This window comes from Marinomonas pollencensis (assembly GCF_003387375.1).
Lineage (GTDB): Bacteria > Pseudomonadota > Gammaproteobacteria > Pseudomonadales > Marinomonadaceae > Marinomonas > Marinomonas pollencensis.
Genome location: NZ_QUNG01000001.1, coordinates 62,492 through 75,978, shown reverse-complemented (window position 1 = coordinate 75,978; position 13,487 = coordinate 62,492). Strand labels below are relative to the sequence as shown.

The window sequence follows — 13,487 nt, the reverse complement described above, 5'->3', positions numbered from 1 at the left end:
TCGGGCGTTTTTTTATCCAGCGCCATGATGTTTTATTGGCTGCTGGTTGTTGTCTCGTCTTGAGTTGGGGCGAATTGAACCGCACTGCTAGAGGTTAGTTGTGCCTCTTCTGCCGTTGGGGTTAATTTTTCAAGGGCAATTTGTTGGATGGCATCGTCTAGGGCAATCGGTTCAAAATAGATCAGGGTGCCAATTACTGGGTGGTCAATGTAGTTGAGCTTTTTACTGGCGGTTTTGTTGCTCTGCTCCAGGTTGAGTACCAAGGTTGGTTCAAGGCTAGGTGGTAAAACTTGGGTTGGTTGCGTGTCTTGGTCGCTTGCTGTGTCTGGGTCGCTAGGGGCAACGGGGCGTGGGTCAAAGCGGTAATGTTGATATTGAATATCCGATTCTAAATAGCGGCCCAATTTAATGGCAATCTTGCCAGTCAGTTCAGGGTAGCCATTTTTCATGCGCTCACTGTGAAAGGTTTCATGCACAGTGGCGCCAGTTGTATTAAAGATCAGGGTCCATTTCTTATTTACTAAAACCTGAGCATGAGGTGCGATTTTTCGTTTAAAGCTATCAAATGGCACTGAAAGTTGTGCAATATTAGCCGCCGATGAGCGGCTGTTATCGTCATTAGGTGCTGTGTATCTTGGTAGCTTAGTGCCCGCAATGACACTTTTGTAGTCAACTTGCTCGCTGGACTCCTTGTCGGGCCAAACAAAAGTCAGCAAGTAGGCTTCATAAGCGCGTGCTGTGCTTGGGTCATATTCAGGGGTGTTCGCAGCGAATAGCTTGGTGCTAAAGGCGGCCAAGGTTAAGAGTAGTAAGTAGTATGTTTTCAATGTAATTGTTCCAATGTTTTGTAGGTTTGTTGGAAGCGCGCTTCTGCGTTCATCATCGGGGCGATGTATTTTAACGTATCTGACCCTACCAGTTTGTATTGGTCTGGTTTGGTTTGTATTAAGCGAATCAGTTTCATCGGGTCCACTGGAGTGGTGCTGTTAAAGAAAATTTTCCCTTCCTTTTGATTGGCTTCAATTTTTGTGATGCCCAGCTTTTCTGCTTTTAACTTGATGTCTGTTTGCCTAAAAAGATTTTTGGTTGCTTCTGGTAATAAACCAAAGCGATCAATCATTTCCACTTGAAGATCTTTTAAATCCTCTTCTGTGGTGGCACTGGCGATGCGCTTGTAGAGAATAAGACGCGAGTGTACATCACCAAGATAGTCTTCTGGAATCAGTGCCGGGATGCGAAGATTAATGTCGGTGAGAGCGGGAGAGCTGATGTCGACGTTAGGCGACTCGCCGTTTTTCAGAGATTTAACCGCACGATCTAGCATTTCCATAAACAAAGAGAAACCGATGTGTTCAATGTGACCACTTTGCCCATCACCCAGTAGCTCGCCGGTGCCGCGAATTTCTAAATCGTGGGTGGCAAGTGTGAAGCCTGCCCCTAGGGTATCAGCCAGTGTGATGGCTTCAAGGCGTTTTTCGGCGTCTTTGGTTAATTTCCTGTCTTGCGGTGTGAGTAAGTAGGCATAAGCTTGGTGGTGTGAGCGACCGACGCGGCCACGCAGTTGGTGTAGTTGTGCTAAGCCAAATTTGTCGGCACGTTCGATGATAATGGTGTTGGCATTGGGGATGTCGATACCCGTTTCAATAATAGTGGAGCACACCAGTACATTTGCGCGTTTGTGGTAAAAATCAGACATGACCTGTTCGAGTTCACGTTCGCGCATTTGTCCGTGACCAACGATGACGCGGGCTTCTGGGATCAACTCAGTAAGATCTGCTGCCGCTTTTTCAATGGTTTGCACGTCGTTATGCAGGTAATAAATCTGCCCGCCACGATGCAGTTCTCGCAAAATGGCTTCTTTTATTTGGTAGTCGTCCTTTTGTTTGATAAAGGTTTTAACGGACAGGCGTTTTGCAGGTGGTGTTGCAATGATGGATAAATCACGAATCCCTGACAGCGACATGTTTAAGGTTCGTGGAATCGGTGTTGCGGTTAACGTCAGTATGTCCACTTCTGCACGTAATGCTTTAAATTGATCTTTTTGTTTGACCCCAAAGCGGTGTTCTTCATCAATGATAACCAAGCCTAAGTTGGCGAAATTAATGTCACCTTGAATGAGTTTGTGGGTGCCGATAACAATGTCGGCCTTGCCTTCTTCGAGTCGTTTGATAGCGGCAGATGATTGCTTGCCGGAACGGAATCTAGACAGCAGTTCAACTTCCACTGGCCAGTCGGCAAAACGGTCGCAGAAATTTTCGTAATGCTGTTGAGCCAGCAAGGTGGTTGGCACTAACACCGCCACTTGTTTACCGCCTTCAACGGCTAGGAAAGCCGCGCGCATGGCCACTTCTGTCTTGCCAAAGCCAACGTCACCACAGACGAGTCTGTCCATGGGTTTTGGCGCGGACATGTCTTGGATTACCGCGTCGATGGCCAGTTGCTGATCTGGGGTTTCTTCAAATGGAAAGCCAGCGGCAAAAAGTTCGTATTGGTCATCGGGCTTACTGAATGCATGACCCACACGGGCTTCTCGTTTGGCGTAAATTTCCAATAATTCAGCCGCGGTATCACGGGCTTTTTCAGCGGCTTTTTGTTTGGCAACGCTCCATTTGTCACTGCCCAGTTTGTGCAAGGGCGCTGTGTCTTCATCGGCGCCAGTGTAGCGCGAAATGAGTTGCAAAGAAGAAACAGGGACATAGAGTTTGGCGTCGTTAGCGTAGCCTAATGTGAGCAGCTCAGTCTCTTGTCCATCTATTTGTAAGTTAGTTAGCCCAAGGTAGCGCCCGACCCCGTGATCAATATGCACTACTGGCGCATTTAGGCGTAACTCAGTGAGATTGCGGATGATGGCGTCTTCGTTTACATCGCCCTGCTTACGGCGACGTTTTTGTGAGACTCGCTCTCCTAGGATTTCACTTTCGGCTATTAGTGCGATGTCATTTTTGATTTGAAAGCCACGACCAATATTACCTTCGGTAATGCAGAGGTTTTTTTTAGTGGTTAAAAAGTGTGACCAGTCCTCGCAATAATCAGGCTGAATTTTGTGTTTTTTGAGTAATTCAAGCAGTGCTTCGCGACGACCTGCGGACTCAGCCACAATCAGTACTCGAGCGGATGAATGGTCGAGGAAGCGGCTAAGATTGCCCAGTGGAGTGGGGGATTTGGACTCGATCTTAACCTCGTCGAGCGGACGGTAATTGGCGTTGTCTCCTTGCTCGGAGAAAATAACGCTGGCGTATTGGTTAAGGTGTGAGAATAGCTCGTCTTCGCGTAAGCAAATTTCCTCGGGCTTTAAAATAGGGCGTTCAATGTCGTAGCTGAGGGATTCGTGGCGGCTCCGGTAATCCAGTTGTACGCTGGCGACTTGTTCATTAAAGGTGTCCATACGCACAATTAAGGTTTCTGGATCTAGGTAGTCGAAAAATGTGCTGGTTTCAGTAAAGAAAAGCGGTAAATAGTATTCGATCCCTGACGGTATAATGCCGCTTGAAATGTCTTGGTAAAGTGGACTAGATAGTGGGTCTGTCTCGAATCGTTCGCGAAAGCGTTGGCGAAATTGTTGTATGCCTTGCGCGCTGGTAGGAAACTCTTTAGCGGGGAGCATTTTTATTTCGCTGACTTTGTCTGTGCTGCGCTGAGTGTCGACATCAAAAAAACGGATAGAGTCAATTTCATTGTCAAACCAATCAATACGGATTGGGTCGGATGCCCCCATAGGAAATACATCCATTAAGGCGCCGCGAATTGAAAACTCACCATGTTCGTGAACATTGTCCACGTTGAGATAGCCCGCATCGGTGAGTTTCTTAGCAAGTTTTTCAAGGGCCAGTAATTGGCCTTCTTTAACGTGAAAATGCTGTGCATCAAGATGTTGTTTAGGGCACAGCCTTGTTAAACAGGACGCGGCGGTAGTGAGAATGATAGGCGCGTCGCATTCTGACAGCTTAGCAAGGGTTTCAAGGCGTTGAGAAATAATGTCTTGGTGAGGAGAGAAGGCGTCGTAGGGGAGGGTTTCCCAATCACTAAAACGTAAAACAGTTTGCTGGCCGCTGCTTAAAAAAGCCAATTCGTCTTCTAGTTCATTGAGTTCGGCGATGGTGTTTGTAATGCAAACTGCAGGTCGCTTATATTGTTTAGCAATGGCCAATAGCTGTAATGCTTTACGGCTGCCATCGAGTCCTTCAATTAAATTCTTGTAGCCTGTTTTTAGGGTAAGTGATAATGCATCTAACATGATGTTTTTAAGCGTCCCTTTGGGTCGATAAAGTAAGTGATACAGAGTCTGCAAAACGCAATGCATGAGGCTTGCTCACGGTCACTTTTGCGGCGCTTACGTTGGCGGCATTGGTGCAAAGTGACAGTACCTCTGAGGTCAGTTTTTCCAGTAATAAAAAGCGGTTGCTCTCAACGTGCTTAATAATGTCTTTGCACAAGGTTCGATAATTGACGGCCTGGTTGATGTCGTCACTTTGGCTTGCAGCGCTAGCGCAATAATCGATCCATGCGTTTATTACCACATCCTGTTTGTTGTTTTTTTCTGATTCATTAAAGCCAATGTAAGTTCTTAAGCGGAGGTTTTCTATGTGAATCTGCGCGTTGAGCTGATGCATAGTGCGTTCCTTAAGAGGGGCTGCGTTTAATAAAATCAGAATATTGTGTCGCTTTACTGTTTGGATGGCAACTAAGCGTAGCTCCTAGAGCGATGTGGTTGGTAATTTACTAACTGTTTGGGGTGTTTGTACTTTATTTGAAGTGATTGTCGCGTATGAAAAAAGGATATTGTAAGAAAGAAACAATAGATTATGGTTGTTTTTTGTCCATAAGCTAGGGGGAATGTGCAAAAAAGTGCCTTAATGAGTATAGGTTAGGGCCTAAAGGCTCTGTTGAATAGTAGTCAAGCCAGCTAATGATCACTATAATACAGCGGTTTTTTGGTGAAGTGAATTTACGTTTTATAACAACCTAAGCGGTTTTTATAGGTTCATGAATGTTTTCCCGGAGGGGGTTATGAACAAAACGTACAGTGCTTTTGTGTTCAATTTACTGTTGGGCAGAACATATGTATAAAATTACAAAAGGCCTTGAACTTCCAATTAGTGGAGCTCCCAGTCAAGTGATTGAAGATGCAGCGGCAGCGAAAACTGTTGCGGTAATCGGTCCCGACTACCATGGTATGAAACCTACCATGTTGGTTGCGGAAGGAGATAAGGTCAAAAAAGGGCAAGTCATCTTTACGGATAAGAAAACCGAAGGTGTGAAATATACTGCTCCTGCTGCTGGTACTATCGCTGCGATTAATCGTGGTGAGCGACGTGTGTTACAGTCGGTCGTTATTAAGCTAGAGGGCGACGAATCTGAGAAGTTTGCAGCGTATGCAGGCTCTGAACTAAAAGGTCTAGATCGCGATAAAGTGGTTGAAAACCTAGTTGATTCTGGTTTATGGACGGCTTTCCGTACTCGACCTTACTCAAAAGTTCCTGAGATTGCGTCATTACCAAATTCTATTTTTGTTACCGCAATCGATACCAACCCCCTTGCTGCATCCCCTGAAGTTGTTTTAGCAGATCAAACGGAAGCCTTTGCTGATGGTTTGACTGTGCTAAGTCGCTTGACGAGTGGTAAAGTTTTCTTGTGTAAGGCACCTGGCGCGAAAATTCCAACAACAACCGATGTTGTGGTTGAAGAGTTTGCTGGTGTACACCCTGCAGGTTTGGCGGGTACCCATATTCATTTCCTTGATCCTGTCAGCGATAAGAAAACAGTTTGGTCTATTAATTACCAAGATGTTGTGGCTATCGGTAAACTTTTTGTTAGTGGTGAGCTGAGCGTAGAGCGTGTTGTTTCTATTGCTGGGCCACAAGTTAAAAAGCCTCGCCTAGTTCGCACTCAATTGGGTGTAAGTCTTGATGGTTTGCTAGCAAATGAGTTGGCAGAAGGTGATAACCGTGTGATTTCGGGTTCTGTATTATCAGGCCGTAACACCTTTGGTCCTTTTGCGTATTTGGGTCGTTACCACAATCAGGTGTCTGTGCTTCGTGAAGGTCGCGAGCGTGAAATGATGCATTACCTTCGTGCGGGTACGGAAAAGCATTCTGTGTTGAATGTATTCCTATCTAAGCTGATGGGTAAGTCTTCGTTTGACATGACAACGACAACCAATGGTAGTGATCGTACTATGTTGCCTTTGGGTCACTTTGAACGCTTGATACCAATGGATATTTTGCCAACGCAATTGTTGCGTGCATTGGTGGTGAATGATACTGAGCAAGCCCAAAAATTGGGTGCGTTAGAGTTAGATGAAGAAGATCTGGCTCTGTGTACTTATAGTTGCTCTGGTAAATTCGAATATGGCCCGATCCTTCGGGATTGCCTAACTCTAATAGAGAAAGAGGGTTAATTCATGGGGCTTAGAAAAGTACTCGATAAAATGGAACCATCGTTCCATAGTGGCGGAAAATATGAAAAATGGTATGCGCTTTATGAAGCCGTAGACACGATTTTTTACCGCCCTAGCTCTGTAACACGAAATGGTTCACATGTTCGTGATGCAGTGGATATGAAACGCATCATGATTTTGGTCTGGATGTGTACTTTCCCAGCTATGTTCTTCGGCATGTACAACATTGGCTTCCAAGCAAACAGTGCTATGCAGGCAATGAATGTCGCAGCTGGAGATGATTGGCGTCAGGCGATTATTGGTAGTTTGACTGCTTATAACCCAGCCAGCATCTGGGATAACATGATTTATGGTGCAATGTATTTCTTGCCTGTTTATCTTGTTACCTTCGTAGTGGGTGGTTTTTGGGAAGTGTTGTTTGCTGCTGTGCGTAAGCATGAAGTAAACGAAGGCTTCTTTGTTACCTCTATTTTGTTCGCCTTAACGTTACCACCAACCATTCCTTTATGGCAGGTTGCTCTTGGTATCACTTTCGGTGTTGTGCTAGGTAAAGAAGTATTTGGTGGTACCGGGAAAAACTTCCTGAACCCTGCGCTAGCGGGTCGTGCCTTCTTGTTCTTTGCTTACCCAGCTTCCATGTCTGGTGATTCTGTATGGACAGCGGTAGATGGTTTCTCTGGTGCGACGGCGTTAAGCCAGCTTGCAGCGGACGGTGTTGCTAACCTAACAACGACTTGGTCTGATGCTTTCTTTGGCTTCATGCAAGGTTCAATGGGTGAGACATCGACTTTGGCTATCTTTATTGGTGGTGCAATCTTGTTGGTGATGCGCATTGCATCATGGCGTATTGTCGCCGGTGTTATGCTTGGCCTGATCGCTACTTCGGTTCTGTTTAACCTAATCGGCTCTGACTCTAATCCAATGTTCTCTACTCCTTGGTACTGGCATTTGGTATTGGGTGGTTTTGCCTTTGGTATGATGTTTATGGCGACAGACCCAGTGTCTGCTTCTATGACAGAATGCGGTAAGTGGTTCTACGGTGCATTAATTGGTGTCATGGTTGTATTGGTTCGTGTCGTTAACCCTGCCTACCCTGAAGGTATGATGTTGGCTATCTTGTTTGCGAATCTGTTTGCACCATTTATTGACCACTTTATCGTTCAAGCAAACATCAAACGGAGGATTGCACGCAATGGCTAGTGGTAACGAAAGTATCAAAAAGACCCTCTTCGTCGCGTTGGCTCTATGTTTGGTTTGTTCTGTTTTTGTTGCTGCAGCAGCAGTGGGTCTTAAGCCTATTCAGAAAGCAAATAAAGACCTCGACCGTAAGCAAAACATTCTTGCAGCAGCAGGGATGTTGGAACCTGGTAAATCGGTTGATGAGATCTTCAAAAACGTAGAAACACGTATTGTTGATTTACAAACAGGTGAATTTGCAACGCCAGCAGAGATTAAAGAAGCGGGTATTAACCCTGCGACTTACGATCAAAAGGCCGCAGCAAAAGATCCTAAGCTATCGATTGCATTGCCAGCAGATAAAGATCCAGCAAGTATTAAGCGTCGCGCTAAATACGCCGCTGTTTACATTGTAAAATCTGGCGATGGCATTGACCGCATTGTGTTGCCGGTACATGGTTATGGCTTATGGTCTACTATGTATGGCTTTATGGCACTACAGAATGACTTTTCTACCGTGGTTGGTTTTGGCTTCTACGATCAAGGTGAAACACCTGGATTGGGTGGTGAAGTAGACAACCCGAACTGGAAAGCGTTGTGGAAAGGGAAAGAAGTATACAACGACCAAGGTCAGGCTGTTATCGAGCTTGTCAAAGGTGGTGTTAGTAAAGCGGATCCAGAAGCGTCTCATAAAGTAGACGGTTTGTCTGGTGCGACACTAACTAGTCGTGGTGTAACACATCTTGTTCAATACTGGTTGGGCGATGATGGTTTTGGACCTTTCTTGGCGAAACTTCGTAGTGGAGGAGAGAAATAATGTCTGAAGTGAAAAAGGTCTTATTTGGACCGATTCTCGCGAATAACCCGATCGCCTTGCAGATTCTTGGTATCTGTTCTGCGCTAGCGGTTACAAGTAGCATGAATGTTAGTTTGGTTATGGCCATCGCTCTGACGTTGGTTACTGCATTTTCTAACTTCTTTATTGCGATCATTCGTAACTACATCCCAAGCAGCATTCGTATCATTGTGCAGATGATCATCATTGCCTCTTTGGTAATCGTGGTTGACCAAGTACTAAGAGCGTTTGCCTTTGAAATCAGTAAGCAGCTTTCCGTTTTCGTTGGTTTGATCATCACAAACTGTATCGTAATGGGTCGTGCAGAAGCTTACGCGATGAAAAATGGTCCAGGAATGAGCTTCTTGGACGGTATTGGTAACGGTCTTGGCTACAGTGCTATGCTGATGATAGTCGCGTTTTTCCGCGAACTACTTGGCGCTGGTAAACTGTTTGGTCATGTGATCTTTGAAACAGTGCAAAACGGTGGTTGGTACCAGCCAAATGGCTTGATGCTTCTTCCTCCGAGTGCTTTCTTCGTTATTGGTTTGATTATTTGGGCGTTGCGCGCTTATAAGAAAGAGCAAGTGGAAGAGCCTGAGTTCAAAATTGCAGCTAACTCACGTGCTCAGGAGGCGCTATAAATGGAACATTTAATCAGTCTGTTTGTTAAAGCGGTTTTCGTTGAAAACATGGCTTTGGCCTTCTTCTTAGGTATGTGTACTTTGTTGGCTTTGTCCAAAAAAGTAGAAACTGCTTTGGGTCTAGGTATTGCTGTTATTGTTGTACTGACGATTACTGTGCCACTGAATAACTTGTTGTACCAAAACTTGTTAAAAGATGGTGCGTTACAATGGGCCGGTCTGCCAAACGTTGACTTGAGCTTTTTGGGACTATTGAGCTACATCGGTGTTATTGCTGCTGTGGTGCAAATTTTGGAAATGACGCTAGATAAGTATATGCCTGCGCTATACAACGCGCTGGGTGTGTTCTTGCCGCTTATCACAGTAAACTGTGCCATCATGGGTGCGTCTTTGTTCATGGTTGAGCGTGATTACAACTTTAGTGAAAGTGTTGTCTATGGCGTGGGTGCTGGTATCGGTTGGGCGTTGGCAATTGCTGCGTTGGCGGGTATCCGTGAAAAACTTAAGTACTCAGATGTTCCAGCGGGTCTACGTGGTCTAGGTATTACCTTTATCACTGTTGGCTTGATGAGCTTAGGCTTTATGTCATTTTCGGGTGTGCAGCTTTAAGCTTGCATACAATAGACAACCAAGAATAAGGTTCAATTAACATGGTCAACTTAGAAATTATTCTAGGTGTGGTGATGTTCACAGCTATCGTATTGGGTCTTGTGGCAATTATTCTTGCTGCTCGCGCCCGATTGGTAAGCTCTGGGGACGTAACAATCCGCATCAATGGTGAAAGAGAAGTAACAACTGCTGCAGGCGGTAAGTTGCTTCAGACTTTGGCTGGTAATGGTATCTTTCTATCGTCTGCATGTGGCGGTGGCGGTACTTGTGCTCAGTGTAAATGTAAAGTGACAAGCGGTGGCGGTTCTATGCTGTCTACTGAGCAATCTCACTTTACTCGTCGTGAAGAGAAGGAAGGTTACCGCCTTTCTTGTCAGGTGGCGGTTAAGCAGGATATGGATGTTGAAGTACCTGAAGAGGTCTTCGGTGTTAAAGCCTGGGAATGTACTGTTGAGTCCAACCCGAACGTGGCGACCTTCATTAAAGAGCTAACACTGAAATTACCTGAAGGCGAGAATGTTGATTTCCGCGCAGGTGGTTATGTACAGCTTGAAGCGCCAGCTCACACGGTTAATTACAAAGATTTCGATATCGATGAAGAGTACCGCGGTGACTGGGATAAATTCAATCTTTGGAAGTTTGTCTCTAAAGTAGATGAGACGGTAATTCGTGCTTACTCTATGGCGAACTACCCTGAAGAGAGAGGCGTGGTTAAGTTTAATATTCGTATTGCTTCGCCGCCTCCTGGCAAAGATGACTTGCCACCAGGTCAAATGTCTTCTTATGTCTTTAGCCTGAAACCAGGTGATAAGATTAAAGTATATGGACCATTTGGTGAGTTCTTCGCGAAAGACACAGACGCTGAAATGGTATTTGTGGGCGGTGGTGCTGGTATGGCCCCGATGCGTTCACATATCTTCGATCAGCTTAAACGTCTGCATTCTACTCGTAAGATCTCTTTCTGGTACGGTGCTCGTAGTGTGCGTGAAGCATTCTATGTTGAAGAGTACGATAAGCTTCAAGAAGAAAACGATAACTTTGAATGGCATTTGGCTTTGTCTGATCCGCAACCAGAAGATAACTGGGATGGTAAGACAGGCTTCATTCATAACGTTCTTTATGAAAGCTATTTGAAAGATCACCCAGCGCCAGAAGATTGTGAGTTCTACATGTGTGGGCCTCCAATGATGAACGCGTCGGTAATCAAAATGCTAGAAGACCTAGGTGTTGAGAAAGAAAATATTCTTCTTGATGACTTTGGTGGCTAGTGTTTAAAACGATAAGGCCTGCTGTCTAGGCAGGCCTTATTTTGTTTAGGCATTGTGATATAGCATGGCCAGTGTCTAAACAAAATACCAAGTGCGTTTCTGTTTTGTCTGTCTTGTTTTCTTATTTGCTTCTGAATTGAGGATGGCTGAACTCACTCCCTGCACGCTTGTTTGCTAGAGTGTAGAGAGTGGAATCTAGTAATAAACGCCTTACTGAGTTTTTAAGTTTGCGAAGATGGTAAGTCTGTCCTCGTTTTTTGGAGAAAGAGTATGTTGACGATTGTTTTAGCGTTTGCGCTTATGTTGTTGTTGGTCGCTGCCATGGCGGTTGGTGTCCTGATGGGAAGAAAGCCAATTGCTGGTTCTTGTGGTGGTATGAGCGCTTTAGGTATGGAAGTTGCTTGTGATATCTGCGGCGGTGACAAAGGCAAATGTGAGAAAGAAGAAAAAACTGCTTCCAAAAACGCTTCGAGTGAAACGTTTTACGACGCGTCTAAGTAAATGAATTTTTAAAGAGGATACTATGACGACAAGACATTACGATGTCGTGGTGCTAGGTACCGGCCCTGCTGGTGAAGGCGCTGCAATGAATGCAGCCAAGGCAGGAAAAAAAGTGGCGGTGGTTGAGGCCAGCCCACAAGTCGGAGGGAGTTGTACGCACCTAGGAACAATCCCATCAAAAGCCTTGCGTCACGCAGTAAAAGAAATCATCGCGTTTAACACAAACCCGATGTTCCGAGATATTGGTGAGCCTCGTTGGTTTTCGTTTCCTAAAGTATTGGATCGAGCAAATAAAGTTATTGATAAACAAGTGATGGGGCGTACTGAATATTACGCTCGCAATCGTATCGATATTTACTTTGGGCGTGGCAAATTTAAAGACGCCAATACCATTGAAGTAAATACGTATGAGCGCGGACCAGAGTTGTTGGTCGCAGAAAAAGTAGTGATAGCGACGGGCTCGCGCCCTTATCGTCCTGCTGATATTGATTTCACTCACCCGCGTATTTATTGCTCTGACACTATTTTGAGCCTGAGTCACACGCCTCGCTCTCTTATTATTTATGGTGCCGGTGTTATCGGTTGTGAATACGCCTCCATATTCTGTGGTTTGGGTGTGCGTGTTGAATTGATTAACCCTGGTAAGAAATTGCTAAGCTTCTTGGATGATGAAATAACTGACGGGCTTAGTTACCACTTGCGCGACGGTGGTGTGTTAATTCGTCACAATGAAACCTATGAATCTGTGGAAACCACAGGGCGTGGGGTTGTGATGAATATGGCATCGGGTAAAAAGCTGCGCGCGGACGCCTTGTTGTTTTGTAATGGTCGTTCTGGTAATACACTGTCTTTGGGGCTTGAGAATATTGGTCTGGAAGCGAATGGTCGTGGTCAATTGGCGGTAAATGATACTTATCAGACGCAAGTTGAAAATGTCTACGCTGCAGGGGATGTGATTGGCTGGCCGAGTTTGGCCAGTGCCGCTTATGATCAAGGCCGAGCAGTTGCTGCTAACATGTTTGGTATTCAGGGTGGTCACTTTATCAGTGAAGTGCCTACGGGTATCTACACCATTCCGGAAATTAGTTCGATTGGTAAAACAGAGGCAGAGCTGACCGCGGAAAAGGTGCCTTATGAAGTGGGGCGCGCCTTTTTTAAAAATACCGCGCGTGCTCAAATTACCGGCGAAGCGGTGGGGATGCTGAAATTGCTGTTCCATCGAGAAAGTCTGGAAATTTTGGGTATCCACTGTTTCGGTGACCAAGCGTCAGAGATTGTTCACATTGGTCAGGCGATTATGAAGCAGCCGGGTGAGCAAAACTCGTTGAAATACTTTTTGAACACAACCTTTAACTACCCAACGATGGCAGAGGCGTATCGTGTTGCGGCTTTGAACGGTTTTAACCGCGTTTTCTAAGGGGTTTTAGGTTATAAAAAAGGCATTCATTTGATTAAATGAATGCCTTTTTTTGTTTTTGTGGGGCTAAAAATGGCTTTAGCAGCCTTTTACCGCGTGAATGCCTTTTAGGTTTCTAAAAGCGCCTTTGTAATCCATGCCAAAACCAAACAAAAAGCGGTCTTCTACATCGAGTCCGTTGTAATCTGGAGTCATATCGACTTTGCGGTCGTGTAGCTTGTTCACTATGGTTGCGGAAAAGACATTACTAGCACCTTGCTCCTCAAACCATTGGATGATGGCTTGTAGGGTGTGACCTTGGTCAAAAATGTCGTCAACGATTAATACGTCTCGGTTGCTAATCTCAGTTTGCGGGTAGCTTAGCCACTTAAGGGTAGTGCCTTCTGTCTCCATGCCATAGCGTGTCGCGTGGACATAATCCAATTCAAGAGGAAAAGACAGGCGCTCAAGCAAAGCGGCAGTCGGGACGAGCCCGCCGTTCATTACGCAAATAACAAGCGGAAATTTATCAGCAAGGTCAGTGGTGATTTGTTTTGCCATTTTGTCTAAGGCGCTGTCAATTTGTTGCGCGTTAATAAGGCAGTCGGACTCATCTAAAATGGTTTTTAGATCGTTGATTTTGTTGATCATAAGTAACTCG

At 45.3% G+C, this 13,487-nt stretch carries 12 protein-coding genes; 8 read left to right on the top strand and 4 right to left on the bottom strand.

The window, feature by feature from the left end:
- Positions 1 to 32: 32 nt before the first annotated feature.
- Genes DFP81_RS00355 through folX form a run of 3 tightly spaced genes read right to left on the bottom strand, consistent with a single transcriptional unit; the run spans position 33 to position 4,610 of the window.
- The gene (locus DFP81_RS00355; RefSeq protein ID WP_115895777.1) at positions 33 to 827 is read right to left on the bottom strand and encodes a CsiV family protein; all 795 of its coding nucleotides are present in this window, start codon (positions 825 to 827) and stop codon (positions 33 to 35) included.
- Entirely contained in the window at positions 824 to 4,234 is a 3,411-nt protein-coding gene (gene mfd, locus DFP81_RS00350) for a transcription-repair coupling factor (RefSeq protein WP_115895776.1), read from the bottom strand. Before mfd ends, DFP81_RS00355 begins: the two co-directional genes overlap by 4 nt.
- Before the next feature lie 7 nt (positions 4,235 to 4,241).
- A complete protein-coding gene (gene folX, locus DFP81_RS00345; protein WP_115895775.1) occupies positions 4,242 to 4,610 on the bottom strand; it encodes a dihydroneopterin triphosphate 2'-epimerase in 369 nt (122 codons plus the stop codon).
- Positions 4,611 to 5,059: 449 nt separating this feature from the next.
- Here folX and DFP81_RS00340 point away from each other — a divergent pair, with 449 nt between their 5' ends.
- From DFP81_RS00340 to sthA, 8 genes are all read left to right on the top strand, one after another.
- A complete protein-coding gene (locus DFP81_RS00340) occupies positions 5,060 to 6,397 on the top strand; it encodes a Na(+)-translocating NADH-quinone reductase subunit A (protein ID WP_115895774.1) in 1,338 nt (445 codons plus the stop codon).
- A gap of 3 nt (positions 6,398 to 6,400) precedes the next feature.
- Positions 6,401 to 7,597, top strand: a complete 1,197-nt coding sequence (locus DFP81_RS00335; protein ID WP_115895773.1) for an NADH:ubiquinone reductase (Na(+)-transporting) subunit B — start codon at positions 6,401 to 6,403, stop codon at positions 7,595 to 7,597.
- Positions 7,590 to 8,390 (top strand): Na(+)-translocating NADH-quinone reductase subunit C, encoded by an 801-nt coding sequence (locus DFP81_RS00330; protein WP_115895772.1) that lies wholly within the window; start codon positions 7,590 to 7,592, stop codon positions 8,388 to 8,390. The genes DFP81_RS00335 and DFP81_RS00330 overlap by 8 nt, the downstream gene beginning before the upstream one ends.
- Positions 8,390 to 9,052, top strand: coding sequence for an NADH:ubiquinone reductase (Na(+)-transporting) subunit D (locus DFP81_RS00325; protein ID WP_115895771.1), 663 nt, complete (start codon positions 8,390 to 8,392; stop codon positions 9,050 to 9,052). The genes DFP81_RS00330 and DFP81_RS00325 overlap by 1 nt, the downstream gene beginning before the upstream one ends.
- Positions 9,053 to 9,661: an NADH:ubiquinone reductase (Na(+)-transporting) subunit E gene (gene nqrE, locus DFP81_RS00320; protein WP_115895770.1), complete on the top strand. Its 609-nt coding sequence runs from the start codon at positions 9,053 to 9,055 to the stop codon at positions 9,659 to 9,661. It begins immediately after the preceding gene.
- A gap of 41 nt (positions 9,662 to 9,702) precedes the next feature.
- A complete protein-coding gene (gene nqrF / locus DFP81_RS00315; RefSeq protein ID WP_115895769.1) occupies positions 9,703 to 10,929 on the top strand; it encodes an NADH:ubiquinone reductase (Na(+)-transporting) subunit F in 1,227 nt (408 codons plus the stop codon).
- A gap of 270 nt (positions 10,930 to 11,199) precedes the next feature.
- Complete coding sequence (gene nqrM / locus DFP81_RS00310; RefSeq protein WP_115895768.1) at positions 11,200 to 11,430, top strand: (Na+)-NQR maturation NqrM; 231 nt, start codon at positions 11,200 to 11,202, stop codon at positions 11,428 to 11,430.
- A gap of 22 nt (positions 11,431 to 11,452) precedes the next feature.
- Positions 11,453 to 12,847 carry a Si-specific NAD(P)(+) transhydrogenase gene (sthA, locus tag DFP81_RS00305; RefSeq protein WP_115895767.1) on the top strand — a complete coding sequence of 465 codons (1,395 nt, stop codon included), beginning with the start codon at positions 11,453 to 11,455 and terminating at the stop codon, positions 12,845 to 12,847.
- Between the two features lie 78 nt (positions 12,848 to 12,925).
- Here sthA and DFP81_RS00300 read toward each other — a convergent pair whose 3' ends face one another.
- A complete protein-coding gene (locus DFP81_RS00300; RefSeq protein WP_115895766.1) occupies positions 12,926 to 13,477 on the bottom strand; it encodes a hypoxanthine-guanine phosphoribosyltransferase in 552 nt (183 codons plus the stop codon).
- Positions 13,478 to 13,487: the final 10 nt, after the last annotated feature.

Bases quoted from the DNA above. Each gene is read 5' to 3' on its own strand.
- nqrE (WP_115895770.1), top strand. From the start codon at position 9,053: ATGGAACATTTAATCAGTCTGTTTGTTAAAGCGGTTTTCGTTGAAAAC.
- nqrM (WP_115895768.1), top strand. From the start codon at position 11,200: ATGTTGACGATTGTTTTAGCGTTTGCGCTTATGTTGTTGTTGGTCGCT.
- nqrF (WP_115895769.1), top strand. From the start codon at position 9,703: ATGGTCAACTTAGAAATTATTCTAGGTGTGGTGATGTTCACAGCTATC.
- sthA (WP_115895767.1), top strand. From the start codon at position 11,453: ATGACGACAAGACATTACGATGTCGTGGTGCTAGGTACCGGCCCTGCT.
- mfd (WP_115895776.1), bottom strand. From the start codon at position 4,234: ATGTTAGATGCATTATCACTTACCCTAAAAACAGGCTACAAGAATTTA.
- DFP81_RS00335 (WP_115895773.1), top strand. From the start codon at position 6,401: ATGGGGCTTAGAAAAGTACTCGATAAAATGGAACCATCGTTCCATAGT.
- DFP81_RS00300 (WP_115895766.1), bottom strand. From the start codon at position 13,477: ATGATCAACAAAATCAACGATCTAAAAACCATTTTAGATGAGTCCGAC.
- DFP81_RS00330 (WP_115895772.1), top strand. From the start codon at position 7,590: ATGGCTAGTGGTAACGAAAGTATCAAAAAGACCCTCTTCGTCGCGTTG.
- folX (WP_115895775.1), bottom strand. From the start codon at position 4,610: ATGCATCAGCTCAACGCGCAGATTCACATAGAAAACCTCCGCTTAAGA.
- DFP81_RS00325 (WP_115895771.1), top strand. From the start codon at position 8,390: ATGTCTGAAGTGAAAAAGGTCTTATTTGGACCGATTCTCGCGAATAAC.
- DFP81_RS00340 (WP_115895774.1), top strand. From the start codon at position 5,060: ATGTATAAAATTACAAAAGGCCTTGAACTTCCAATTAGTGGAGCTCCC.